This window comes from Mycobacterium scrofulaceum (genome assembly GCF_001667885.1).
In the GTDB taxonomy this organism is placed as follows: Bacteria; Actinomycetota; Actinomycetes; order Mycobacteriales; family Mycobacteriaceae; genus Mycobacterium; species Mycobacterium scrofulaceum_C.
Map to the genome: position 1 here is coordinate 16,217 of NZ_LZJW01000093.1, position 24,262 is coordinate 40,478.

Sequence of the window (24,262 nt, forward strand, 5' to 3'; positions counted from 1 at the left end):
TCCGGGTAATAATGACGGGCATGGCAGACAGAACCGTGCGCGGTGGGCAAGAGCGAAGCCGGATCAAAACCCTCACGCAGGCTGCGTTGAATGCCGACAAGACGGTGGAGCAGGTCGAAGACGTCCTCGACGGCCTGAGCACCACCATGAAGGAGCTGAACACGTCCCTGTCCGCCCTGAATGCCACGGTGGAGCGCATGGAGAGCGGCCTGGACCACCTGGACGGCACGCTGTCGCGGCTGGACGACCTGGCGCGGCGCCTGATCGTCCTGGTCGAGCCCGTCGAGGCGATCGTCGGACGCATCGACGACATGGTCAAGGTAGGCGAGGTGATGATGACGCCGCTCTCCATGACCGAGCACGCGGTGCGCGGCGTGGTGGACCGGTTACGCAACCGCGCGGTGGAATAGCGGCAACCGCTACATCTTGGTCGACCGGGCCATCACGAAGCTGTACAGCCCATAGGTGATGATCCCCACCCCGGCGGCGATCAGCAGCGCCGCCCCGAAGTGCTGCGCCCCGAGAGTCTTCAGCGCCCCGTCGAGGCCGGTGGCTTTCTTGGGCTCCGAGCGGCACGCCGCGACGATCACCAGCGCGCCCGTCAGCGTGATCACGATCCCCTTGCCGATATACCCGGCCACGCCGAGCCGGCGTACCAAATCGCCCGACCTACCCCGGAGGTCGTCGACGAAATTGCGGCTCGCGCCCTTATAGATGTGGTAACACCCGACCGCGACGATGATCGCGCCGCACGCGACCAGCGCGATGGTGCCGCCGGTCGTTTCCATCAGGCGGGCGCTGATGCCCGAATTCTGTTGATCCGCCTGCCTGCCCGCGCCGCGCGCGAACCCGAACGCGGAATAGGCGAAAGCCAGGTAGACCGCCGCCAGACCCAACGCCTTGAGCCGCGACGACGCGTCCGACGACGAACCGTCCGCGTCACGGTCGCATGACCGGCCGAGGACGGATTCGACGAGCCGCCACAGGCCCATCGCCAACAGGGCGCCGGTAGCGATCCAGAGCGCGAGCGGGCCGCCGGGCTTGCCTGCCAGCGTCGCGAGGGCGCCGGTTTGGTCGGCGGTGCCGCCGTCTCCGCACGCGACCCGGATCGCGAGGTAGCCGACGATCAGGTGCAGTATCCCGTTGACGACGAACCCGACACGGGCGAGTCGTTCGAAGACCCCGTTCTGGGCCACTTGAGCCGCGCTGACGGGCGAAGCGATGTCCGACATGGCCTACGAATGCCCGTCACCCACTGTTCCGTAACGCGCTGGCCAATCCGTTCATCGTCAGCAGGATGCCGCGCTGCACCAGTTCGTCGTCGTCGCCGGAACGGTAGCGGCGCAGCAATTCCACCTGGAGGTGGTTCAGCGGCTCCAGGTAGGGGAAGCGGTTGAACACCGACCGCGCCAGCGCGGGGTTGTCGGCGAGCAGATCGTCCTGGCCCGTGATGAGCTTGTGCATCGCGATGGTTCGCCGGTGCTCGTCCACGATCTTGTCGAACACCCGGTGTCGCAGTTCCTCGTCATCGACCAGCTCCGCGTACCGGGCCGCCAGGCCGAGGTCGCTCTTGGCCAGCACCTGTGCCATGTTGGACAGCACGCTGCGGAAGAACGGCCACCGCTCGTAGAGCTCGTGCAGGATCGCCACCCGTTCGTCTTCGCTTTCCGGGCCCGCCGCGATCCACTGCTCGAACGCCGAGCCGGTGCCGTACCACCCGGGGAGCATGACCCGCGACTGGCTCCAGGCCAGCACCCAGGGAATGGCGCGCAGATCCGAGATCGACGAGGTGGGTTTGCGTGATGTCGGCCGGCTGCCGATGTTCAGCGAGCCGATCTCGCTGACCGGGGTGGAGGCCATGAAGTACTCGACGAAACCCGGTGTGTCATGCACTAATTCGGCATACGCGCGTTGCGCCAGGGTGGCCACTTCGTCGAGCACCGCGTAGGCCGGCTCCGCGGCGTCACCGAGACCTTCGACGTCGAGCAGCGTGGACTCCAGCGTGGCGGCGACCAAGCTTTCCAGGTTGCGGCGCGCCGCCTGCGGTTCGGCGTACTTGGCGGCGATCACCTCGCCCTGCTCGGTGAGCCGCAGCGAGCCGTTCACCGCGCCGGGGGGCTGCGCCAGGATGGCCTGATAGCTCGGGCCGCCCCCGCGGCCGACGGTACCGCCGCGACCGTGGAAGAGCCGCAATCTTATTCCCGCTTTGCGGGCCACCTCGACCAGGGCCAGCTCGGCGCGGTAGACCGCCCAGCTGGAGGCCAGGTATCCGCCGTCCTTGTTCGAGTCGGAATAGCCGAGCATCACCTCTTGGCATCCGCCCTGGGCGTCGACCACCGCGCGGTACAGCGGAAGCTCGAGCATCGCGTTCAGGATGTCCGCGCCGTTGTGCAGGTCGTCGATCGTCTCGAAGAGCGGCGAGATCGCCACCGGGCAGTACGGTTCCGGCCCGGAAGCGTCCAGCAGCCCAGCCTCTTTCAGCAGGATCGCCACCTCCAGGACGTCGGACACCGAGCGGCACATCGAGATGACGTAGTGCGGGACGGCGGCCGGGCCGTAGCGCCCGACGGCGTGCGTCGCGGCGGCGATGACCTCGAGTTCCTTGCGGGCCAGATCGGACAGTTGCGCGCGGTCACCGACCAGAGGGCGGCGGGTGCCCAGTTCGTCAGCCAGCAGCGCGACCCGCTCATCCTCGGGCAGCGAACCGTAGTCGGGATGCACCCCGGCCCATGCCAGCAGCTCCCCCACCACCTCTTCGTGGACGTCGGAGTTCTGCCGCAGGTCCAGACCGCTCAGGTGAAACCCGAAGACGCTCACGCCTTCTCGCAGCAGGGCCAGGCGGTCATCCGCCAGCAGCGCGCTGCCGTGGGCGCGCAGCGACTCGTCGATAGTGTCGAGGTCCGCCTGGAGTTCGGCCGGCGTGGAGTACGGCGCCAGGCCCAGGTCCAGTTCGTGCTGGGGTTGGCGGTCCAGGATCTCGGCGCCCGTCGCGGTGAGCCGGGCCCGGATGACCCGCACCGCCCGCCGGTAGGGCTCGTCGGCGCGCGCCTGCTCCCCGCAGCCCTCGGCCAGTTCGGCCAGCCTGGGGGTGACGGCGACGAGTCGCGCCGACATCGACAGGTCCTGCTCGAGGGCGGTGAGTTCCTCCAGGTAATGCGACAGCGCGGTGAACGCGGCGCTGCCGGTGGCCTGCCGGACCACGTCGCCCGTCACGTTCGGGTTGCCGTCGCGGTCGCCGCCGATCCAGGATCCGGGCCGCAGGATCGGCGCGGCGAGCAGGTCGGTGTCGGGCCAGCGCTTACGCAGGGCGTCCCGGACCTCGGCGTTGACCTGCGGGATCACCTGGAAGAACGCGGCGGCGTAGTAGCGCAACCCGACCTCGATCTCGTCGGTGATCTGCAGCCGGGACAACCGGATCAGTGCGGTCTGCCACAGGGTGAGGACCTGGCGGCGCAACTCCCGCTCGATGTTGCGGCCGTCGTCGGTTTCGGTGTGCCCCTCCGCGTGCAACCGCATCAGCTGGGTGATGCGGTGCTGGGTGACGAAGACGGTGCGCCGCCGGGTTTCGGTGGGGTGGGCGGTGATCACCGGGGATATCAGGGCACCGCGCAGCGCATCGGCTACCGTGGCCGAATCGAGTTCGGCGCCATCGAGTTTGGCGTACGTCGCGGCGAGGCTGCTGTCCTGCGGCGGCTCGCCGGCGGAGACGTGGATCGCGCGGCGGCGCTCGCGGTGGATGTCCTCGGCCACGTTGGCCAGCAGCGCGAAGTGGCTGAAGGCGCGGATGACCGGGATCGCTCGGTGAATGTCGATGCCGTCGAACATCCGGGCCAGCTCGGCCCGGTCGATCTCGGAGCGGCGCACCCGGAACGATTCGACCCGGGCGCGTTCGACGAGGTCGAAAACCTCGTCCCCGTTCTGCTCGCGCACGGTGTCGCCGAGGATGGCGCCCAGCAGCCTGATGTCGGCGCGCATCGGTTCGGTGGCCTCGCGACCGACCAGCGTCCTTTGCACGGCGCCGATCGGTTCGAGCGCGATGTCGGAAACGTCAACCATGTGTCCCAGTATCGGTGCGGATCACGTGGTCCGCCCGCCGACGGGTCACCGGTACTTGATCAGCAGGGCGACCCCGATGATAGAAACCAGCCAGATGCCGGTGATGAACAGCGTCAACCGGTCCAGGTTCTTCTCCACCACGGTCGAGCCCGAAAGACTGGACTGCACACCGCCGCCGAACAGCGTCGACAGGCCGCCACCCTTGGCGCGGTGCAGCAGCACCAGCAACACCACCAGCACGCTGGTGACCACCAGGGTGATCTGCAGGGCCAACTCCATGACGCAAAAGCCTACCGGTTCGCGCCGTCGCGCTACGGCAGGGGCCCGCCGGCGGCGATCGCCGCCAAGGTCGCGAACTGCTCACCGTCCAGCGAGGCCCCGCCGACCAGCGCCCCGTCGATGTCGTCGCGGGCGATGAGCTCGCCGATGTTCTTGGCGTTCACCGAGCCGCCGTAGAGCACCCGCACGGTGTCGGCGACCTGCGGCGACGCCAGCGACGCCAGCCCCGTGCGGATCGCGGCGCACACCTCCTGGGCGTCGGCGGCGCTGGCCACCCGTCCGGTGCCGATGGCCCACACCGGCTCGTAGGCGACGACGACCTTGCCGATCTGCTCGGCGGACAGCCCGGCCAGCGAACCGCGCAGCTGCTCCTCGCAGTGACCGACATGGTTCCCGGCCTCGCGGACGTCCAGGTGCTCGCCGATGCACACGATCGGGGTCAGCTCATGCCTGAGCGCGGCGGCGGCCTTGGCGGCCACCAGCGCGTCGTCCTCGTGGTGGTAGGTGCGCCGCTCGGAGTGGCCGACCACGACGAAGCTGCAGCCGAGCTTCGCCAGGAACGCCCCGCTGATGTCACCGGTGTAGGCGCCCGAGTCGTGCTCGGACAGGTCCTGGCCGCCGTAGGTCAGCCGCAGCTTGTCGCCGTCGACCAGGGTCTGCACGCTGCGCAGGTCGGTGAAGGGCGGCAAGACGGTGACGTCCACCTTGTCGTAGTACTTGTCGGGCAGCGCGAACGCGATCTTCTGCACCAGCGCGATCGCCTCGAAGTGATTGAGATTCATCTTCCAGTTGCCGGCGATCAGCGGCTTGCGGCTCACGCGTCTCCTCCACTTGGTTGCGGCTCCCCGAGCACCTCGATGCCCGGCAGCGCTTTGCCCTCAAGGTATTCCAGCGATGCGCCCCCTCCGGTGGAGATGTGCGAGAAGGCGTCCTCGGGGATCTTCAGCGCGCGGACCGCGGCGGCGGAGTCACCTCCGCCGACCACGCTGAACGCCCCTTTCCCGGTCGCCGCGACGATCGCCTCGGCGATACCCCGGGTGCCGGCGGCGTACGCCGGGAACTCGAACACGCCCATCGGGCCGTTCCAGAAAACGGTCCTGGCGTTCGACAGCAACGCGGCGAACCGTTTCACCGAACCCGGGCCGATGTCCAAGCCGATCAGCTCGTCGGGAATCGCGTTGGCGGCCACGAACTGTGGCGGGGAGTCGGCGGCGAATTTCTCGGTCACCACGATGTCGCCGGGCAGCCGCAACACGTCGGCGTAGGTGTCCAGCAGGTTCCGGCAGGTGTCCACCATCTCTTCTTCGAGCAGTGACTTCCCCACCGAATATCCTTGTGCGGCAAGGAAGGTGAAGCACATTCCGCCGCCGATCACGATGCTGTCGGCCTTGGTCGCCAACGATTCGATGACACCGAGCTTGTCGGACACCTTCGACCCGCCGAGCACGACGGCGTAGGGCCGCTCGGTGGAGCTGGTCAGCTGCTCTAAGACCGCGATCTCCTCGGCCACCAACGTGCCCGCGTAGTGCGGCAGCAGCCTTGCCACGTCGTACACCGAGGCCTGCTTGCGGTGCACCACGCCGAACCCGTCGGAGACGAAAGCGCCACCGGGCGAGACCAATTCGGCGAGTTCGCGGGCCAGCGCGAGTCGCTCCCCGTCGTCCTTGCTGGTCTCGCGCGGATCGAAGCGGATGTTCTCCAGCAGCAGGACGTCGCCGTCCGTGAGCCCCTCTGCCCGGGCCAGCGCGTCGCCGCCGACGACGTCGCCGGCGAGCTGTACGTGCCGGCCGAGTTGCTCACCGAGCGCCGCGGCGACCGGTGCCAGCGACAGCTTCGGGTCCGGCCCGTTCTTCGGCCGACCGAGGTGCGCGGCGACCACCACCTTGGCCCCGGCGTCCACCAGCGCCTGCAACGTCGGCACCGACGCGGTGATCCGGCCGGGGTCGGTGATCGCGCCCTCGTCGTCGAGCGGGACGTTCAGGTCGGAGCGCACCAGCACGCCTCGACCCGAAACCCCTTCGGCCAGGAGGTCTGAGAGGTTCGGAACGGCCACGACTACAGCGACTTGCCGACCAGCGCGACGAGGTCAACGAGCCGGTTGGAGTAGCCCCACTCGTTGTCGTACCAGGACACCACCTTGGCCTGGTTGTCGATCACCTTGGTCAGGCCCGAGTCGAAGATCGAGCTGTGCGGATCGGTGACGATGTCGCTCGAGACGATCGGGGCGTCGTAGTACTTCAGGATGCCCTTCAGCTTGCCCTCGGCTGCCGCCTTGAACACCGCGTTGATCTCGTCGGCGCCGGCCGGCTTGGCCAGCTCGACGGTCAGGTCGGTCACCGAGCCGGTGGGAATCGGCACCCGCAGCGCGTAACCGTCCAACTTGCCCTTCAGCTCGGGCATCACCAGGCCGATGGCCTTGGCCGCGCCGGTCGACGTCGGCACGATGTTCAGCGCGGCGGCGCGCGCCCGGCGCAGGTCCTTGTGCGGCCCGTCCTGAAGGTTCTGGTCCTGGGTGTAAGCGTGGACGGTGGTCATCAGGCCCTTGACGATGCCGAACTCGTCCTGCAGCACCTTGGTGACCGGAGCCAGACAGTTCGTGGTGCACGAGGCGTTGGAGATGATGTTCTGGCTGCCGTCGTACTTGTCGTCGTTGACGCCCAGGACGATGGTGATGTCCTCGTCGGTGGCGGGCGCCGAGATGATCACCTTCTTGGCACCGGCGTCCAGGTGGCCCTTGGCCTTAGCCGCGTTGGTGAAGATGCCGGTGGACTCCACCACCACGTCGACGCCCAGGTCGCCCCAGGGCAACGCGGCCGGGCCTTCCTTCACCTCCAGCGCCTTGATCTTGGCGCTGCCGACGACGATGGTGTCCTCCCCCTCGAGGCTGACGTCGTAGGGCAGCCGGCCCAGGATGGAGTCAAACTTCAGCAGATGCGCCAGACTGGCGTTGTCGGTGAGGTCGTTGACCGCCACCACCTCGATGTCGGCGCCGCCCTGCTCCTGCTGGGCCAGCAGGGCCCGATAGAAGTTGCGTCCGATTCGACCGAAGCCGTTGATACCTACTCGGACCGTCACTGATCTCTCCCTGTCTTCTGATGTCCGTCCGCTGAATACGCGCTCGTGGTCAGCCTAGATGAGCAACACGCGCGGTTGCTGCCCCGGTTCCCGCGGACCGTGTGACGTCAGTCGCGGCGCGTCTTCCGCAGCCGTCTCAGGGCCGACTCCGCGGCGTGATAGCCGCACAGGCCATGGACGCCGGCGCCCGGTGGGGTGGACTGCGAACAGAGGTAGACGCCCGGCACCCCGATCGCGTAGGGGTCGACCGCGATGCGCGGGCGGAAGATGACCTGCAACCCGTCGTTGGCGCCGCCGATGATGTCGCCGCCGATGAAGTTGGCGTTGTAGGCCTGCAGTTCGGCGGTCCCCTTGCTGACCGTGGCCAGGACGCGGTCGCGAAAGCCGGGGGCGAACCGCTCGATCTGGGCGACCACGGCGGCGGTGGCGTCGCCGTCGTAACCGAACGGCACGTGCGCGTACGCCCAGACCGGGTTGACGGTGCCCGCCGAGCGGGACGGGTCGGCCCGGTATTGCTGCCCGAGCAGCACGAACGGGCGGTCGACCATCTTGCCCTGGGCGCGTTGGCGTTCGGTGTCCGCCGTCTCGGCGAACGTGCCGCCGAGGTGCACGGTGCCGGCGCGGGCGCAGTCCGGGTTCGTCCACGGGATGTCGCCCTCGATGGCGAAGTCGACCTTGAACGCCGACGAGCCCTCCCGGTAGCGCCGGTACGACCGCCGGATCCGGCCCGGCATGGCGTCGCCGTAGATGGCGAGGGCGGCCGCCGGGCTGAGGTCGAGCATCACGATGTCGGCGTCCGGGATGTCTTTGCGGCTCGCGACGGTCACCCCGGTGGCCACCGCGCCGCCGTGCTCGGCCAGCGCGGCGGCAAGCGCCCGGCTGATCGAGCCCGACCCCCCTTCGGCGACGGGCCAGCCGTAGCGGTGCCCGCTCGCCAGGATCATCAGCCCGAGCGACGCGGTCAGCGGGCGGTCCAGCCGGGTGTAGACGTGGGCTGCCGCGCCGCCGAACAGAGCGCGCGCCTGCTCGGTGCGAAACCAGCGCGCCATGGTGGTGGCCGGCAGCAGCGCGCGCGGCCCGAAGGCGGCCAGCCGAAGCGGGTGGCGCGGGATGCCGAGCACCGGGCCGAGCAGATCCTCGGCCAGCTCGTCGAACCCGGCCGCCAAGTCGCCGACCGCACGCCTCCAGCGGGAGCCGTCGAGCCCCATGCGGGCCACCGTTTCGTCGATCGAGTGGTAGAGCACGCCGGCGCCGCCGTCGTCGAGCGGGTGGGCGCAGTCGATCTCCGGCCACTTCCACCGCAGCCCGTAGCGCTGCAGGTCGATCTCCTTCCACAGCGGCGACCCGACGCCCAGCGGGTGAAACGCCGAGCAGTGGTCGTGGATGACGCCGGGCATCGTGAGTTCACCCGAACGGGCTCCCCCGCCCACGGTGTCGCGCGCCTCGAGCACCTGGACTTCGACGCCGTGCCGGGCGAGGTGGATCGCCGCGGCCAGGCCGTTGGGGCCGGCCCCGACCACCACCGCCCTGGTCATCGGGCGGTGCGGGGCGGGTCGCCGCCATCGAGGCCCGGCGAAGCCGCGCGGTCGCCGCGATCGATCACGTGCACGGGCAACTCGTCACCCGGCTCCGGCCACGGCTGGCGGGCGAGCATGTCCTCGACGTTGACATAGCCTTCCTCGATCAGGCCCGCCTTGGCGTCGAAGATGCGGTACCACTGCTTCTGGATGTGGATGGGCTGTCCCTCGAGGACGATCACCCGCACATCGCCGTCGGAGAAGTGGCAACGGCGCTGCACGGCTTCGAGCAGCTGCTCGTTGTGCAGATGGCCCTCGCCGAAGTTCCAGCCGACGAGCGGCCCGGCGACGATTTCGCCTTCGCGGATCTTGTAATTGGCTTCGTCGGCCTCTCCCCCCAGGGCGCGAGGCAGCAGGGCGTTGAGCGCGCGGCCGTGCACATGCATGGCCCGGAAGGCGGCGGTCTTGTCGGCCATGATCTCCGCGGTCTCGGGGTCGTAAAGCCGGGCCAGCTGGTTGACGACGAGGGCGGAGCTCTTGACGATCTCGGCGTCGATCTTTTCCTCCGCGCCGGCGCGGAAGCACCACACGCTGGACGCCCAGTTGCCGGCGTAGTACCTCATCGCGGGGAGGAACGAAATCTTCTTGGGGAACATGTTTCCCGCGATCACGAATCCCGCCGCGGCGATGATGAGGGCCCACAGCAGCGGCGAATGCAGGTCGGTAGCCCGGATCGAGGCGTAGTGCCCGAACAGATAGAAAAGCGAGAAGATGAAGAAGACGTTCCACTCCAACGGAACTCCCATCGGGAGGTTGGAAATGATGTTGAGGTGGAAGATCACCATGAATCCGATCAGGAACCACCGCCACGGGTGATCGCCGGCGAAGAAGACCAGCACCGTCGGAACCACGAATTCGGCTGTGGTGCCGCCGACGTGGGCCATGATCTTGGGCAACCAGGTGGGACGCAGATCGTTGATGTGGTCGCGGTACAGCATGTGCTTGAGCGGGTTGAACAGTTTGGGCCGCAGCAGCGCGTTATTGCTCGTCATCACCGACACCACATACGGGAAGTGGTGGTTGAGCTTGGATGTTGCGGCGCCCCACCACAACAGCAGCATGATGAGCTTGTACGCCGCGATCTGGTCGGTGAACGGGAAGAAGAACACGAACAGCTTGAGCCAGTAGTGCTCGCCACGCGCGGCCAGGAAAATGGTCTTGTCGCGCAGGCCCAGTAGCGCCAGCGCGACGATCGTCGGGATGACGCGGACGGGGTCGATCAGGCCGACGTCGCCGGCCGCGGTGACCGGCCCGCCGTGGCCGGGCGACAGCAGCGCCCACACCCCACCGGCCAAAACGATTGCGTAGAGCGCAACGTCGACGACCGTGCGGCTGTCACCGGCGGTGAACGGCACCTTCCCGGGCCACGCCGGCAGCCGAATCGTGTTGGGCCGCAACCAGTACAAGATTCCGCCGATGGGCGGCATGAACCGTCCGGTCAGCGGGCCGGACCCACAACCCAGGCCCAGCACCTCGAACAGCAGCGTGAAGACAATGACCTTCTGGTAGACGATCGGCTGCGTCCACCAGGCGGCGATGCGGCCGAGGCCGCCGAGGCCCGGCGTCAGCGAGATGATCGCGGCGGCGACGGCGATGTACAGGGCGATCTTGATCAGGTACAGCAGATACACGGCATACGGTGTCCCGAAGCCGTGTTCCGCCCAGTGCCGCGTCACGATCTGCAGCCGGGTGGCGCGGGGCAGAGTGGGCCAGGCCTTGCGATCGACGTCGGGAAGCTCCGGGGTCATGAATCCCATGGGCGGCCTCGTTCAGGGTCGGAACAAATCAGCTGGCCCGTCAAATGTATCGGCACCGCGGTGCGGGTGTGGCCGATTCGGCCGGCCCCAGCCCGTCGACGTCGCTGGGGCGGCGTAAACCGCTGCGCGGTAAGCGGATTGCTACCGGACCGCCGAGCGGGGCCGCGGGGAAAGGGCGGGCGGCTGGGCCGGTGCTCGGCGGGGGAATCGGCTGCGCAACCGCTGGAGCATGCCGTCGAGATCGTCGCGATCCTGTTCCTCGATTCGGGCCATGCGCCGGAGGTTGCAGACGGCATCCACGTCGCCGCCGGCCTGCGCGGTGACGATCGCCTTCTGATAGTCGTCGAGCCGCTGCTCGATGAGCCTGCGGTTCTGGGAGAGCACCCGCACGAAGTAGTCGGCCTGGCGTTGGTCGGCCGCGTCGGGCGCGGCCGGACCGGCGTCTCCGGCCGGCCGTTCGGTGCCCCGCGCCGACGGCACGGATCCCTTCGATTCGGGTCGGGCGACGCCGGCGTGGGGGCCGCGGACCCGATGGTCACGGGAGCTGATCCTGCGTGCGCCACCCGAGCGGGCGCTGCGCTCTGGCGACAAACCGGCAACGTCCATCGGGTTCCGTTTCTCGAAATTCCACTGAAGGCGTCGTAACAATAGCGCCCGCATGCCGCCGGCACCATATCCACAGAAGGGGTAAAGAGCTAAACACCATGACACCCCGGCGCGCCCGGTCGCTACCATCGAGGAATTCGACGCGGCTCTTTCAGACCTGAGGCAGCCTCGCGGGAGCGTCAAGGGAGGAACGTGACCGACGACGATCACACCGATGTCGGCGACATCGGCAAATTCGACCCCGTCTTGACCCAGCGCCTGATGGGCGTGATGCGCCCGGTCATGAGGACCTACTTCCGGTCGGAGGTGCACGGCCTGGGTTCCTTCCCGCCGGGTGGTGCGCTGGTCGTCGGCAACCATTCCGGCGGCATGTTCCCCATGGACGTCCCGATCTTCACCGTCCACTTCTACGAGAAGTTCGGCTACGACCGGCCGGTCTACACGCTGAGCCACGACATCCTGATGACCGGCCCCACCGGCGAGTTCTTCCGGCGCACCGGATACATCCGGGCCAACCGGGAGAACGCGGCCCAAGCCCTGCGGTCCGGCGGGGTGGTGATCGTTTTTCCGGGCGGGGACTACGACGCGTACCGGCCCACGCTCGCGGAGAACGTCATCGACTTCAACGGCCGCAAGGGGTACGTCAGGACGGCGATCGAGGCCGGCGTCCCCATCGTGCCCGCGGTGTCCATCGGCGGACAGGAGACCCAGCTCTACCTGTCGCGCGGCACCTGGCTGGCCGAGCGGCTCGGCATCAAGCGCCTGCTGCGCAGCGCCATCCTGCCGCTGTCGTTCGGCTTCCCGTTCGGCTTCAGTGCGGTGATCCCGCCCAACCTGCCGCTGCCCACCAAGATCGTCACGCAGGTGCTCGAGCCGATCGACATCGCCGCGCAGTTCGGTGACGACCCGGATGTCGACGAGGTCGACGAGCACGTGCGGTCGGTCATGCAGGAGGCCCTCAAGGACCTGGCCGCCAAGCGACGTTTCCCGATCCTGGGCTGACCCGTGGCCTCTCCTTTCACGCAAGCCATCGGCGTCATCACCACCCTGAGGCGCGCCGGCATGATCGCGCCGATGCGACCCGACCGCTACCTGAAGATCGCCTCGGCCATGCGCCGCGAGGGCCTGGGGATGACCGTGGGCTTCGCCAGCGCGGCGCAACGCTGCCCGGACCGGCCGGGCCTGATCGACGAACTCGGCACGCTGACCTGGCGCCAGCTCGACGAGCGCATCAACGCCCTCGCCGCGGCGCTGCAGGACTTGCCCGCCGGCCAACCCAAGGTCGTTGGGATCATGTGCCGCAACCACCGCGGCTTCGTCGAAGCCGTGGTGGCCGTCAACCGGCTCGGCTCCGACGTCGTGCTGCTGAACACGTCGTTCGCCGGCCCCGCGCTCGCCGAGGTGGTCAACCGCGAAGGCGTCGACGCCGTCATCTACGACGAGGAGTTCACCGAGACGGTTGACCGGGCGCTGGCCGACAACCCGGACGCCACCCGCATCGTGGCGTGGACCGACGGCGACCACGACCTGACCGTCGAGAAGCTCATCACCGGCCACGCCGGCCGACAGCCCGAACGCTCCGGCCGCAAGGGCAGGATGATCCTGCTCACCTCCGGTACCACCGGAACCCCGAAGGGCGCCAACCAAACCGGCGGCAACGCCGGCATCGGCACGCTCAAGGCCATCCTGGACCGCACGCCGTGGCGGGCCGAGGAGACGATCGTGGTCGTGGCGCCGATGTTTCACGCCTGGGGCTTTTCGCAGCTGATCTTCGCGGCCTCGATGGCGTGCACGGTGGTGACCCGGCGCAAGTTCGACCCGGAGGCGACGCTGGACCTGATCGACCGGCATCAGGCGACCGGCCTGGCGGTGGTTCCGGTGATGTTCGACCGCATCATGGAGCTGCCGCCCGAGGTGCGAAAGCGGTACAGCTGCAAGTCATTGCGCTTCGCCGCGGCGTCCGGCTCGCGGATGCGTCCCGACGTGGTCACCGCTTTCATGGACGAGTTCGGCGACGTGATCTACAACAACTACAACGCCACCGAGGCCGGCATGATCGCCACCGCCGCCCCGGCGGACCTGCGCGCGGCGCCCGACACCGCGGGCCGCCCCGCGGGCGGGACCGAAATCCGCATCCTGGACAGCGAATTCAACGAACTGCCCACCGGCGAGGTCGGCACCATCTACGTCCGCAACGACACCCAGTTCGAGGGCTACACGTCCGGCAGCACGAAGGACTTCCACGCCGGATTCATGTCATCGGGCGACGTCGGCTACCTGGACGAGGCCGGGCGCCTGTTCGTGGTCGGCCGCGACGACGAGATGATCGTGTCCGGTGGCGAGAACGTATACCCGATCGAGGTGGAGAAGATCCTGGCGGCCCACGACGACGTGGCCGAGGCGGCGGTGATCGGCGTCGACGACGAACAGTACGGGCAGCGCCTGGCGGCGTTCGTCGTACTGAGCGCCGGAGCGCAGGCCACGCCCGAGACCCTCAAACAACACGTCCGGGAGAACCTGGCCAACTACAAGGTGCCCCGCGACATCACCGTCCTCGACGAACTCCCCCGCGGCAGCACCGGCAAGATCTTGCGCAACGAACTGCAGTCCCGGGTCAACGGCTGATGCGCCGACTGGTACGCCCCCGGCCGTTGGCGCGCGCCGCGCTGGAATTGGCCAACGCGGCCAACGGATTACGGCCCCTGGCCCGCAAGGGTTACACCACCGTGCTGGTCTTCTGGTTCGGTTGGCCGACGTCGGAGGTGCCTGGCGTCTACTTCACCGCCTCCCTGGTGGACGCGCTGCGGCGCGCGCGGCGCGGCCATTTCGCGGGACGGCGCGGCAAGGCGGCGCTGGCCATGACGGCCGCCTCGTGGGCCATCCTGGGGGTGATCCGCTACCGCGCCATCACCACCCCGGGCCCGGTGCTCGAGGCGGGACTGCGCGAGCAGCTCGGCCACGACTACGAAGAGGCACTGGGCAAGCTGCCACACGCCAAGCCCACGCGCAGTGGGCGGCGCAGCCTGCCGCTGGGCAACACCGTGGCGCGCCGACGGTACGTCGAGAAGACGAACGTGGTGTCCTACGGCCCGAACGGCCGCGCCAACCTCGCCGACATCTGGCGCCGCCGCGACCTGCCGCGCGACGCCAAGGCGCCGGTGCTGCTGCAGGTTCCGGGCGGCGCCTGGATGATCGGGATGCGCCGGCCGCAGGCCTACCCGCTGATGAGCCACCTGGCCGCCCGCGGCTGGGTGTGCGTGTCCATCGGTTACCGGGTCTCCCCTCGCCACACCTGGCCCGACCACATTGTCGACGTCAAACGGGCGCTGGCGTGGGTCAAGGAGAACATCGCCGACTACGGGGGTGACCCCGAGTTCGTCGCGGTCACCGGCGGTTCCGCGGGCGGGCACCTGTGCGCGCTCGCGGCGCTGACCCCCAACGACCCGCAATTCCAGCCGGGCTTCGAGGACGCCGACACGTCGGTGGTGGCCGCCGTCCCGATCTACGGCCGCTACGACTGGTTCTCCACCGAGGGCGAGGGCCGGCCCGAATTCGTCTCCCTGCTCGAAAAGTTCGTGGTCAAGCGGGATTACGACGCGCACCGCGACGTCTATGTCGACGCCTCGCCGATCCGGCGGCTGCGGGCCGACGCGCCGCCGTTCTTCGTCCTGCACGGCTGCGACGATTCGCTGATCCCCGTCGGCGAGGCCCAGGAGTTCATCGAGGAGCTGCGGGCGGTGTCGAAGTCCCCTGTTGCCTACGCCGAATTACCCAACGCGCAACACGCTTTCGATATCTTCAGCTCCCCGCGGGCGCATCGGTCCGCGGAGGCCGTCGCCCGGTTCCTGTCCTGGGTGTACGCGACGAAGCCGCCCGAGCGCGACTAGCGGGCCGTTCGCCGGGGCTCAAATCCCTTGTGTGATTTTGGTTTCTGTGGTCACAATGCGGGCTTATTTGTCGGTGGGTGTTCCTAGGGTTCGAGGCATGGGTGTCAGTAGTCGCGAGGAGATCGTCGAGGTTTCGACGCGCTCGACGATCATGCTGAGCGCCTGTGCGGCTTGTCTTTTGACGTGTTGACCAACCCGGAGCGGCTGCGGGCCCTGGAGCGCCTAGAGCGCGTGGCCCGGCGGCTGTGCACCCCGCAGCACGCGTTGATCAATCAGCTCGACGCGCAGGCCAGCCCTGAGGACGTGGGTGGCTCGCTGCGGGTGGGGCTGGCCGAGCGGTTGCGGATCACCAAGGCCGAGGCCGGCCGGCGCATCGCCGAGGCCGCCGAGCTCGGTGAACGGCGGGCGTTAAGCGGCGAGCCGTTGGCGCCGCTGCTGAGCGCGACCGCGGCCAGCCCCGCACCAACACCTACCACCACCCCGAACGATTCCTCCACCACACCGACGACGACGAACCCGCTTGACGTCAAGGCTCATCACTAGGGTCATAAGTCACAAACTTAGTGGCTTTAGCCTGCATCCTTCTCGAGCCGGCGGGAAGAAACTATAACGTGTTCTAGTCCTGCCCGGAGCGAGCGGAGGCACGAAGTGAGTATCGATACCGCTGGGGTCGGCGTCCGAGAAATCGACGTCGGGACGTTGCCGACCCGGTTTGCTCGCGGCTGGCACTGCCTGGGGTTGGCCAAAGACTTCCTCGACGGGCGGCCGCACCCGGTCAACATCTTCGGCACCAAGCTCGTCGTCTTCGCCGACACCGAGCACAATCTGCGGGTCCTGGACGCGTACTGCCGGCACATGGGCGGGGACTTGTCGCAGGGGATGGTCAAGGGCGATACGGTCGCCTGCCCGTTTCACGACTGGCGGTGGGGCGGCGACGGCAGGTGCAAGGACGTGCCCTACGCCAAGCGCACACCGCGAACGGCACGCACACGCACCTGGCCCACCGAGGTGCACAACGGTCTGTTGTTCGTCTGGCACGACCACGAGGGCAACTTGCCGTCCCCGGAAGTACAGATCCCCGACATCCCCGAGGCCGCTAGCGCCGAGTGGACGGACTGGCGGTGGCGCAGCGAGCTCATCGAGGGTTCCAACTGCCGCGAAATCGTCGACAACATCGTTGACATGGCGCATTTCTTCTACATCCACTATGGCTTCCCGACGTACTTCAAGAACGTCTTCGAGGGCCACATCGCTTCGCAATACCTGCGCACCGTCGGGCGACCCGATGTGCTGCTCGGCGGTTCCCACTACACCGGCGAGCAGACGCTCGACTCCGAGGCGTCCTACTTCGGCCCGTCGTTCATGATCAACTGGCTGCACAACAATTACGGCGGCTACAAAGTCGATTCGATCCTCGTCAACTGCCATTACCCCGTGACGCAGAACTCCTTCATGCTGCAGTGGGGCATCATCGTGCGAAAGCCCGAGGGCATGGACGAGGCCGCCACCGAGAAACTGTCCAAGGCGTTCACCGAGGGCGTCAGCATGGGCTTCCTGCAGGACGTCGAAATCTGGAAGCACAAGACGCGAATCGAAAACCCGTTGCTGGTCGAAGAGGACGGCCCGGTCTATCAGCTCCGCCGCTGGTATCAACAGTTCTACGTGGATGCCGCCGACGTCAGCCCGCAGATGACCGACCGCTTCGAGTACGAGGTGGACACTACCGCCGCGAACAAGCACTGGCACACCGAGGTGGAAGAGAACCTGCGGCCGAAGGTCGGTCAGCCGCAATAGGCTTCAGTGCGCGACCGGGCACCCACCGGTGTAGTCGACCTGCCAGTGCTTGATGCCGTTGAGCCAGCCCGACCGGATCCGCTCCGGCTTCGAGATGGGAGTGAGGTCGGGCATGTGGTCGGCGATGGCGTTGAACATCAGGTTGATCGTCAACTTGGCCAGGTTGGCGCCGATGCAGTAGTGCTCGCCGGTTCCACCGAATCCGACGTGCGGGTTCGGGTTTCGTAAGATGTCGAACTCGAACGGATCGGTGAAGACGTCCTCGTCGAAGTTGGCCGAACGGTAGAACATCAAGACCCGCTGACCCTTCTTGATCGTCGCCCCCGAAAGTCTCGTGTCCTGCTTGGCGGTGCGCTGGAATGCCGTCACGGGGGTGGCCCATCGGACGATCTCGTCCGCCGCGGTCTCCGGGCGCTCCTTCTTGTACAGCTCCCACTGGTCGGGGAAGTCGGCGAACGCCATCATGCCTTGCGTGATCGAATTGCGGGTGGTCTCGTTGCCGGCGACCGCGAGCATCATCACGAAAAACCCGAACTCGTCGTCGGAGAGTTTCTCGCCGTCGATATCCGCCTGAAGCAGCGTGGAAACGATGTCGTCGCCGGGATTTTCGGCCTTGGCCTCGGCCATTTTCATCGCGTAGGCCAGCACCTCCGCCGAGGACACCTTGGGATCGACATGCGCATACTCGGGATCCTCGGCGCCGGTCATCTCGTTGGACCAGCGGAACAACTTGCCGCGGTCCTCCTGCGGCACGCCGAGCAGCCCGGCGATGGCCTGCAGCGGCAGTTCGCACGCGACCTGCTCGACGAAGTCGCCGGAGGTCTCGGCGGTGGCCGCCTTGGCGATCGCCTGTGCCCGCTCATTGAGCTCGTCGCGCAGCCGGCCGATCGCGCGCGGCGTGAACCCGCGCGAGATGATCCTGCGCAGCCGGGTGTGGTGCGGCGGGTCCATGTTGAGCAAGACGAACCGCTGCAGGTCGATGTCTTCGCGACTCATGTCGTCGGCGAAGCGCGGGATGGCGCCGTTGAGCCAGCTGGAGAAGACGTCGTTGCGCAGCGACACCTCCTTGACGTCCTTGTGCTTGGTCACCACCCAGAAGCCGCCGTCGTTGAAGCCGCCCTTGCCGATCGGCTGGTCACACCACCAAATGGGCGCGTGGTGGCGCAACTCGGCGAGCTCCTCGACGGGGAGGCGCTCGGCGTAGATGTCCGGGTCGGTCGGATCGAACCCGGGGGGAAGATGCGGGCAGGTCATCGGTGGCTCCTCTCGGGTCAGACCATCGTGTCGCCGGGCGGCAGCCCGAATTCGTGGTTGCCGAAGATCATGTAGGCCCGCTCCGGATCGTTGGCGGCGTGCACGCGGCCGGCGTGTGCGTCGCGCCAGAACCGTTGCAGCGGTGCGCTATTGGCCAAGGCGGTCGCACCGGACGCGTCGAACAAGCGGTCTATCGAGGCGATGGCGCGCGCCGTGGCACGCACCTGGTCGCGACGGGCCCGGGTCCGCAGCTCGAACGGGACCTCCCGGCCCGCCACCAGGCACGAGTACTCGTCGGCGACATTGCCGATCAGCTGTCGCCACGCGGCGTCGATATCGCTGGCCGCCTCGGCGATGCGCACCTTGGCGAAGGGGTCGTCTTTGGACTTCTCGCCCGCGAACGCCGCGCGCACCCGCTGGCCTTGATGCTCGACGTGCGATTCGTAGGCGCCGTAGGCCATCCCGACGATAGGGGCGGTGATCGTGGTGGGATGCATAGTGCCCCAGGGCATTTTGTAGACGGGATCGGTGTTGACCAGCAACCCGCCGGCGGTGTGGTCGTTCATCGACCTGTAGGACAGGAACCGGTGCCGGGGTACGAACACATTATTGATGTGCAGCGTGTTGCTGCCGGTGCCCTTCAGTCCGACGACATGCCAGACGTCGTCGATGCGGTAATCGCTGATCGGGATCAAGAAGCTGCCGAAGTCGACCGGCTGGCCGTCCTTGATCACCGGGCCGCCGACGAACGTCCACGTGGCGTGGTCGCAACCCGACGACCAGTTCCACGAACCGTTGACCAGATAGCCGCCGTCGACGACCTGACCGGCGCCCATCGGGGCGTACGACGAAGAGATCCGCACGCTCGGGTCCTCGCCCCATAAATCCTGTTGGGCTTGCTGGTCGAACTGCGCCGCATGCCAGTTGTGCACGCCGAGGATCGACGCCACCCAACCCGTAGACCCGCACGCACTGGCCAAGCGCCGGACGGCCTCGAAAAAGATTGTCGGATCGCACTGCATCCCGCCCCACTGCGCGGGCTGCAACAGCCGGAAGAAGCCGATTTCCCGGAGCTCGCTGACGGTGGCGTCCGGCAGCCGCCGCAGCTCCTCCGTTTCCGGTGCCCGCTGCCGCAGCTTGGGCAACAGATCGTCGATGGCGGCCAGGACGGACTGGGTATCAAGGATGGGCGTCACTGCTTTCCTCCACATCACGCACCTAGCCACAGACTAGAGAGCGTTGCAATTTTGGTCAGTATTTTGTTGTTGTCGCTGCTTATCGCAATAAAAACCCGAACTGTAACTTGTTCTAGTTTTCGTCCCGCGCGGCGCCGACGCTAGGGCAAAAAGTCCCTAACTGTGCTCGCCCGAGTGCGGCGGGCGGGGGGACGTCGTCGCGGATTCGATCGGCAGCGCCGCGGACCTGGGATGGGAATCGAGAACTCAAGCGCGCCAACGAGATCTGCGAATGTGTTCGCTGCCCTCGGCCCCTTCGGGTCTCGCGACTCGCGTAACGGCTATCATCGAACGCCTCGGCGATTCGGTGGTTTCCGGCTCACTCGCGCGCGGCGGCCTTTTCCAGTTCGGTGAGCGCCGGCTCGATGCGGTCGGCCATGTCGTCGATGTCGTTGGCCACCTCGGGCGTGGTCACGAACCCGAAGTCGAGGTAGTCCGTATAGGAGAAGCAGGTGATGTTCAGGGCGACGTCCATCACGGGCGGCCCGAGCGGCACCAGCGAATCAAGTTTGGCGCCGGCCATGTACAGCGGGAACGGTGGACCCGGCACGTTGGACACAACGAGGTTGATGGGGGCCAGGTTTCGCGACAGGCCACTGGCCGTGTAGGCCCGGGCGGCCAGCTGCAACAGGCCGGGCGGCGTGGTCTCGGTCAGCCCCATGATCTGGTGCGCCGACAACGCCTTGGCCATCAGCTTGGCGTTCTGGGTGCTCTCGTGGATGGCCCGCAGCCGCTCGGCCGGATCCTCGACGTCGGTGGCCAGCGAGACGGTCATCGAGCTCACCTGGTTGCCGACGTCGTCCTTGTTCTCGTCGGTGCGGGTGGAGACGGGGATCTGGGCGATCAGCGGTTTGCCGGGCAGCTCGCCCCGCTTCTGCAGATACTCGCGGGCCGCGCCGGCCACCAGCGCCAGCACGACGTCGTTGAGCTTGACGCCGTAGGCATCCTTGACGGCCTTGGCCCGGGCCAGCTCCACCCGGCAGCCGGTGATCCGCCGGTGCGGCGACACGGGCGCGTTGAACCGGGTCTTGGGCGCTTCGAAATAGCGTGGGGGCCGGCCGCTCACACCGAGCGCGGCGATCTGCTGGCGCACCGTCTGCTCCACCAGCCGGGCGATGCGGAAGGGCGTCTTGACACCGACGTTGATCAGCGCGCCCACCGCCCGCCGCTCGATGCCCGGAATCCGGTTGCCCACCAGCGATCCCACCGTTTCCTGTTGCGGCGGCCGCGGTTCCGGCGTGACGTCCAAGAGGATTTCACCCAGGCCCGCGCCCGAGACGCCGTCGACGATGGCGTGGTGCATCTTGGTCAGCGACGCGATCCGGCCGCCCTCGACACCCTCGATCACCCACATCTCCCACAGGGGCCGGGCGCGGTCCAGCTTGTAGGACATCAACCGGCCCACCAGCTCCTCGAGCTCGCGCCGGCCACCGGGCGCCGGCACGGCGATGTGCCGGATGTGGAAATCGGGGTCCAGGTCCTCGTCCTCGACGAACCACGGCCGGTCCAGCCCGAGCGGCGCCCCGGTGACCCGCCATCGCAGCTGCGGCAATTCCGGCAGCCGTTCGATGATCAGTTCCCGCAGCCGCTGGAAGCTGTAATCCGGTGCGTCCTTCGGGTCGCAAATCGCGAGCGCGCCCACATGCATGTGCCAGCCAGCCGTCTCGGCCGACCAAAACGCCGCATCAACACTCGAGAGCCGTTTCATCCCCCGACCGTAGCCCGCCGACCCCCGCCGGGACCAGCAAAAGCAAACAAACTCCCCCACCGGCTCAGTTGAGTCGACGATCGCATACCGTCACCCGGACACCCGCTGCGAATCCGAACCCTTGCGGCGCAAATCGCCGACGGTCCACGCGGCCAGCTCACGGGCTTCGATCAGACGGTGCTCGCTTGCGGACTCGGCCACGCCGGGCCCGGCATCGACCGGATCCACGCCGAGGGAACCGACAAGACCCCAACCGCTGCGCGGCGGCCGACGCTCACACGGGGCACCGAGTCATCCGCGCCGGCTCCGGTCACCAGCCGCGAGTGCGCGGCCGTGGCCCTAGCCAGGGCGGCAGACTTGTTGAGGGCGTTCAGGCGGTTGAGCGCGAGGTCACGCGGCGCCGACAGCGAACTCAACCTGGACAGTGGCGCCGCTACAGGCAGCAGGGACACGTCGAAGGAGGTTAGAGGCGAGGAGGCGAGCGCGTCGAGCGCTTCGGAAATCGCCGAGATCACTTGAGCGCCAGCCGTTATGACTTCCGGCGCCACCTGCAGACGCCACTTGCGGGACGGTTTGGTGGCCGCGGCGCCCTGTCGCGCCCCCTCGCGGAGACGAGGAAGGGCCGGGGGCGAACTGAACGGTCTCAGCTTCCAGATGCCCGCCGCGGCACGGGCGTAGGCATACATGGCGGCGGCGTCCTGAGCCCACATCCGATCGTAGCCAGCATCGGCGTCGGCGATCGCCGGACTCAGCTGGCCCAGCCAGTTCGTCGCGGCCAGCCCGACCCGCCGTCGCCGGTTGGCACCGATCACATGAGGCGCCACCACCGCCGCGAGTGTCAAACCGTAGGCGCTGGCGGCCGCCTCGGCCTGGGTGGCCGTCTGCCGGGCCTGCGCAGCGGCGGCCTCGAGCCACGCTGAATGGACCGCGACGGCGTGGTTCAGCGCCCGTGCCGAAGCGATCTGTTTCGTCGAGTCCAGCTCGGCCAACACCGCCCGGTAGTTCAGCGCCATGTCACCGAGGTTGCCGGCTAGCGCCCTCCAGGCCCGGGCGGCTTCCATCATCGATTCGGCGCCGGGTCCCGAATGCATTCGGCCGGAGTTGGTTTCCGGTGGCAGGGCACCGAAATCCATCACCGGCTCCAGCCCAGTGCTAGGTGAAGTATGTTGCGCCATCGATGTTTTCTCTGCGGAGTGAAGGGATCGGGCCCGGGTGCTTAGGAGCCGCGTATTGGGATTCAACCGCCTTTGCCGGCTCCGGCAGAGGCGTCGAGTTGCCGTGGGCAATACGACTTGGCCGATATCGTCGCGAACTGGGCGGCACCGTTGGTCGTCAGCGCGGGATTATTGTCCCGCAGGTCGTTGAGGAGCTGAAGACCGGACACGCCCCGAGAGATCAGGCCGCACACCGCCTTTCCGGCGGCGACGGCTTGATCCGGGTCCGCGAAACTGATTCCCACTCTGTGCAGGTCGGCGATGAAGACCTCGTTGTTTTCATCGGTCGCCGCCTCGTCCTCCCCGGGGACGGCGTGCGCGGGCGCCGCGGCAACGATGCCCAGTGACACACCGATAAGCGCTAACAGCAGCTTCATCAGTCCTCTCCTTCGACGCGAATCGTCGCAGTGGTTTCTCGCGATCGCTTGGCCGGGTTCGCGATCTCGTCACGAAAACGGTTGCGCATGTGGCGTTTACCCCGACTTCGATTCCGCGCCGTCCGTCACGTGCACGGCGTGCACGCCCGGTGTCGTCCTGAGTTTGGCGACCAAATCATCGAGGCCGACCTCGTCGACGTTCCAGTGCTGAACTTGGTCGGGCATCTCCTGCAGTTGCGCGATGATGCGGTCGAGCTTGACCTGCGCCGTGCGCCGCTCACCGGTGCCGACACGGGTCTGCTGGATGCCCGTCGAACTGACCACGCGCGCCGCCGGGCCGCCCAGCGCACCGCCCGCCAGGCTGCCCAACGTCGCCTCGTTGACCAGGCCGGAGAAATCCATCGCCGCGGCCGCGGCCGCGCTGGTGCCGGGCAGGGAGGCCAGCCGGATCGCCGGGGCCGCGGCCGCCCAGCCGGGCGGCACCGAAAGCTTCCCCACCGTCGGCGCGCCACCCAGCACCGCCGACACCGGCTTGGCCGCGACCCCGGCCGCAACGTGGCCCGGCGATGCCAGACCGGCGCCCAGCGCGGTTTTCGACATCGCGGCGCTCCACGGCGCGTAGACGAAGAAGTTCTTCCACTGGGAGACGCCAAGGCTGATGCTGGCATTGGTGACGTTGGTCCACGTCGCCTGCGTGCCGATTTGGGAAATGCTGGAATACAACGTTTCCCACAGGGGCGCCACGTCCGGGCTCCCCGTAACTCCCCCGATCAGCTCCTGCCAAAACTTGGTGTACTGGCCGGTGAGCGAGGTGAGGTAGTCCTCGATCTGTTTCAGCCAAGATGACAGAGAGGTCGGCTGCGCCGCGGCGGTGGCGGCCGCCTGGGCCGCCGGTCCGGTGTCGTTGGTCGTGGCCGGCGCCTCCTCGAAGGGGGTCAGGTCGCCGGCCGACTCCGACGCGCTGGCGTAACTGAACATGGCGGCGACGTCTTGGGCCCACATCTGGGCGTATTCGTCCTCGGTCGCCGCGATCGCCGCGTCGTTCTGCCCCAGGAGGTTCGTCTGCAACAGTTCGGCCAACTCAATGCGGTTCGCAGCGACGAGCTGCGGCGGCACGGTAGCCGCGAGGGCGGCCTCGTACGCGGCGGCCGCTTGCCGGGCCTGGGTGGCGGTCTGCTCGGCCTGACCCGCGGTCGTCGACAGCCACGCCAGGTACGGCGCTGCCGCCGCGGCCATCGACTCCGACGACGGGCCCTGCCACGACTCGCCGACCAGGTCCGAGATCACCGCGCCGTAAGAGGCGGCGGTGGAGTGCAACTCGGCCGCCAGCGTGTCCCAGGCCGCGGCGCTGGCGAGCAGCGGCCCGGCGCCGGGGCCCGCGTAGACCTGAGTGGAGATCACCTCCGGTGGCAGCGTTGCGAAATCGCTGAAAACCATTGCCGC

20 protein-coding genes and 1 pseudogene are annotated in these 24,262 nt (G+C 67.9%); 6 read left to right on the plus strand and 15 right to left on the minus strand.

Annotated features, from left to right (window positions below):
- Positions 1 to 11: 11 nt before the first annotated feature.
- Positions 12 to 410 (plus strand): ATPase, encoded by a 399-nt coding sequence (locus tag A5681_RS14550; protein WP_067275764.1) that lies wholly within the window; start codon positions 12 to 14, stop codon positions 408 to 410.
- A 9-nt stretch (positions 411 to 419) separates the two neighbouring features.
- Here A5681_RS14550 and A5681_RS14555 read toward each other — a convergent pair whose 3' ends face one another.
- The 9 genes from A5681_RS14555 to A5681_RS14595 all read right to left on the minus strand — a co-directional run bounded on the left by A5681_RS14555 (position 420) and on the right by A5681_RS14595 (position 11,224).
- The gene (locus A5681_RS14555; RefSeq protein ID WP_067275767.1) at positions 420 to 1,232 is read right to left on the minus strand and encodes a DUF1206 domain-containing protein; all 813 of its coding nucleotides are present in this window, start codon (positions 1,230 to 1,232) and stop codon (positions 420 to 422) included.
- A 16-nt stretch (positions 1,233 to 1,248) separates the two neighbouring features.
- Positions 1,249 to 4,056, minus strand: coding sequence for a phosphoenolpyruvate carboxylase (ppc, locus tag A5681_RS14560; RefSeq protein ID WP_067275770.1), 2,808 nt, complete (start codon positions 4,054 to 4,056; stop codon positions 1,249 to 1,251).
- 45 nt (positions 4,057 to 4,101) lie between these two features.
- Positions 4,102 to 4,335 carry a preprotein translocase subunit SecG gene (gene secG / locus A5681_RS14565; RefSeq protein ID WP_040624202.1) on the minus strand — a complete coding sequence of 78 codons (234 nt, stop codon included), beginning with the start codon at positions 4,333 to 4,335 and terminating at the stop codon, positions 4,102 to 4,104.
- A 32-nt stretch (positions 4,336 to 4,367) separates the two neighbouring features.
- On the minus strand, positions 4,368 to 5,153 hold the full coding sequence (tpiA, locus tag A5681_RS14570; RefSeq protein ID WP_067275773.1) for a triose-phosphate isomerase: 786 nt from the start codon (positions 5,151 to 5,153) through the stop codon (positions 4,368 to 4,370).
- Positions 5,150 to 6,388 (minus strand): phosphoglycerate kinase, encoded by a 1,239-nt coding sequence (locus tag A5681_RS14575; protein WP_067275778.1) that lies wholly within the window; start codon positions 6,386 to 6,388, stop codon positions 5,150 to 5,152. Before A5681_RS14575 ends, tpiA begins: the two co-directional genes overlap by 4 nt.
- A 2-nt stretch (positions 6,389 to 6,390) precedes the next feature.
- A complete protein-coding gene (gap, locus tag A5681_RS14580) occupies positions 6,391 to 7,410 on the minus strand; it encodes a type I glyceraldehyde-3-phosphate dehydrogenase (RefSeq protein ID WP_067275782.1) in 1,020 nt (339 codons plus the stop codon).
- A 107-nt stretch (positions 7,411 to 7,517) separates the two neighbouring features.
- Positions 7,518 to 8,945 carry a phytoene desaturase family protein gene (locus A5681_RS14585; RefSeq protein WP_067275785.1) on the minus strand — a complete coding sequence of 476 codons (1,428 nt, stop codon included), beginning with the start codon at positions 8,943 to 8,945 and terminating at the stop codon, positions 7,518 to 7,520.
- Positions 8,942 to 10,744: a DUF3556 domain-containing protein gene (locus tag A5681_RS14590; protein WP_067275788.1), complete on the minus strand. Its 1,803-nt coding sequence runs from the start codon at positions 10,742 to 10,744 to the stop codon at positions 8,942 to 8,944. The genes A5681_RS14585 and A5681_RS14590 overlap by 4 nt, the downstream gene beginning before the upstream one ends.
- A gap of 141 nt (positions 10,745 to 10,885) precedes the next feature.
- The gene (locus A5681_RS14595) at positions 10,886 to 11,224 is read right to left on the minus strand and encodes a hypothetical protein (protein ID WP_231996314.1); all 339 of its coding nucleotides are present in this window, start codon (positions 11,222 to 11,224) and stop codon (positions 10,886 to 10,888) included.
- A 387-nt stretch (positions 11,225 to 11,611) separates the two neighbouring features.
- Between A5681_RS14595 and A5681_RS14600 the strand changes: the two genes are divergently transcribed.
- The 5 genes and pseudogenes from A5681_RS14600 to A5681_RS14620 all read left to right on the plus strand — a co-directional run bounded on the left by A5681_RS14600 (position 11,612) and on the right by A5681_RS14620 (position 17,031).
- Positions 11,612 to 12,352, plus strand: coding sequence for a lysophospholipid acyltransferase family protein (locus A5681_RS14600; RefSeq protein WP_156737986.1), 741 nt, complete (start codon positions 11,612 to 11,614; stop codon positions 12,350 to 12,352).
- Between the two features lie 3 nt (positions 12,353 to 12,355).
- Positions 12,356 to 13,975 carry an acyl-CoA ligase FadD12 gene (gene fadD12 / locus A5681_RS14605; RefSeq protein WP_082968363.1) on the plus strand — a complete coding sequence of 540 codons (1,620 nt, stop codon included), beginning with the start codon at positions 12,356 to 12,358 and terminating at the stop codon, positions 13,973 to 13,975.
- A complete protein-coding gene (locus tag A5681_RS14610) occupies positions 13,975 to 15,237 on the plus strand; it encodes an alpha/beta hydrolase (protein WP_067275798.1) in 1,263 nt (420 codons plus the stop codon). The genes fadD12 and A5681_RS14610 overlap by 1 nt, the downstream gene beginning before the upstream one ends.
- Positions 15,238 to 15,334: 97 nt before the next feature.
- Positions 15,335 to 15,693: pseudogene (locus A5681_RS14615) on the plus strand (DUF222 domain-containing protein); the annotation flags it as partial.
- Between the two features lie 192 nt (positions 15,694 to 15,885).
- Positions 15,886 to 17,031: a Rieske 2Fe-2S domain-containing protein gene (locus A5681_RS14620; protein ID WP_067275804.1), complete on the plus strand. Its 1,146-nt coding sequence runs from the start codon at positions 15,886 to 15,888 to the stop codon at positions 17,029 to 17,031.
- Positions 17,032 to 17,034: 3 nt separating this feature from the next.
- On the opposite strand, the gene A5681_RS14625 is transcribed toward A5681_RS14620, so the two are convergent.
- The 6 genes from A5681_RS14625 to A5681_RS14650 form a co-directional block, all read right to left on the minus strand.
- The gene (locus A5681_RS14625) at positions 17,035 to 18,285 is read right to left on the minus strand and encodes a cytochrome P450 (RefSeq protein ID WP_067275807.1); all 1,251 of its coding nucleotides are present in this window, start codon (positions 18,283 to 18,285) and stop codon (positions 17,035 to 17,037) included.
- A 17-nt stretch (positions 18,286 to 18,302) separates the two neighbouring features.
- On the minus strand, positions 18,303 to 19,481 hold the full coding sequence (hsaA, locus tag A5681_RS14630) for a 3-hydroxy-9,10-secoandrosta-1,3,5(10)-triene-9,17-dione monooxygenase oxygenase subunit (protein ID WP_067275810.1): 1,179 nt from the start codon (positions 19,479 to 19,481) through the stop codon (positions 18,303 to 18,305).
- Positions 19,482 to 19,839: 358 nt separating this feature from the next.
- A complete protein-coding gene (locus A5681_RS14635) occupies positions 19,840 to 21,228 on the minus strand; it encodes a WS/DGAT/MGAT family O-acyltransferase (protein ID WP_067275812.1) in 1,389 nt (462 codons plus the stop codon).
- A gap of 170 nt (positions 21,229 to 21,398) precedes the next feature.
- Complete coding sequence (locus A5681_RS14640) at positions 21,399 to 22,361, minus strand: PPE family protein (protein ID WP_067275816.1); 963 nt, start codon at positions 22,359 to 22,361, stop codon at positions 21,399 to 21,401.
- A gap of 104 nt (positions 22,362 to 22,465) precedes the next feature.
- A complete protein-coding gene (locus tag A5681_RS14645) occupies positions 22,466 to 22,819 on the minus strand; it encodes a DUF732 domain-containing protein (protein WP_067275819.1) in 354 nt (117 codons plus the stop codon).
- Positions 22,820 to 22,915: 96 nt separating this feature from the next.
- Positions 22,916 to 24,256 (minus strand): PPE family protein, encoded by a 1,341-nt coding sequence (locus A5681_RS14650; protein WP_067275821.1) that lies wholly within the window; start codon positions 24,254 to 24,256, stop codon positions 22,916 to 22,918.
- Positions 24,257 to 24,262: the final 6 nt, after the last annotated feature.

Excerpts from the sequence above, each read along its gene's own strand:
- A5681_RS14625 (WP_067275807.1), bottom strand. The coding sequence starts at position 18,285 with ATGACCTGCCCGCATCTTCCCCCCGGGTTCGATCCGACCGACCCGGAC.
- A5681_RS14585 (WP_067275785.1), bottom strand. The coding sequence starts at position 8,945 with ATGACCAGGGCGGTGGTGGTCGGGGCCGGCCCCAACGGCCTGGCCGCG.
- A5681_RS14550 (WP_067275764.1), top strand. The coding sequence starts at position 12 with ATGACGGGCATGGCAGACAGAACCGTGCGCGGTGGGCAAGAGCGAAGC.
- A5681_RS14600 (WP_156737986.1), top strand. The coding sequence starts at position 11,612 with ATGGGCGTGATGCGCCCGGTCATGAGGACCTACTTCCGGTCGGAGGTG.
- A5681_RS14645 (WP_067275819.1), bottom strand. The coding sequence starts at position 22,819 with ATGAAGCTGCTGTTAGCGCTTATCGGTGTGTCACTGGGCATCGTTGCC.
- A5681_RS14650 (WP_067275821.1), bottom strand. The coding sequence starts at position 24,256 with ATGGTTTTCAGCGATTTCGCAACGCTGCCACCGGAGGTGATCTCCACT.
- A5681_RS14610 (WP_067275798.1), top strand. The coding sequence starts at position 13,975 with ATGCGCCGACTGGTACGCCCCCGGCCGTTGGCGCGCGCCGCGCTGGAA.
- ppc (WP_067275770.1), bottom strand. The coding sequence starts at position 4,056 with ATGGTTGACGTTTCCGACATCGCGCTCGAACCGATCGGCGCCGTGCAA.
- A5681_RS14640 (WP_067275816.1), bottom strand. The coding sequence starts at position 22,361 with ATGGATTTCGGTGCCCTGCCACCGGAAACCAACTCCGGCCGAATGCAT.
- A5681_RS14590 (WP_067275788.1), bottom strand. The coding sequence starts at position 10,744 with ATGGGATTCATGACCCCGGAGCTTCCCGACGTCGATCGCAAGGCCTGG.
- A5681_RS14555 (WP_067275767.1), bottom strand. The coding sequence starts at position 1,232 with ATGTCGGACATCGCTTCGCCCGTCAGCGCGGCTCAAGTGGCCCAGAAC.
- A5681_RS14635 (WP_067275812.1), bottom strand. The coding sequence starts at position 21,228 with ATGAAACGGCTCTCGAGTGTTGATGCGGCGTTTTGGTCGGCCGAGACG.
- secG (WP_040624202.1), bottom strand. The coding sequence starts at position 4,335 with ATGGAGTTGGCCCTGCAGATCACCCTGGTGGTCACCAGCGTGCTGGTG.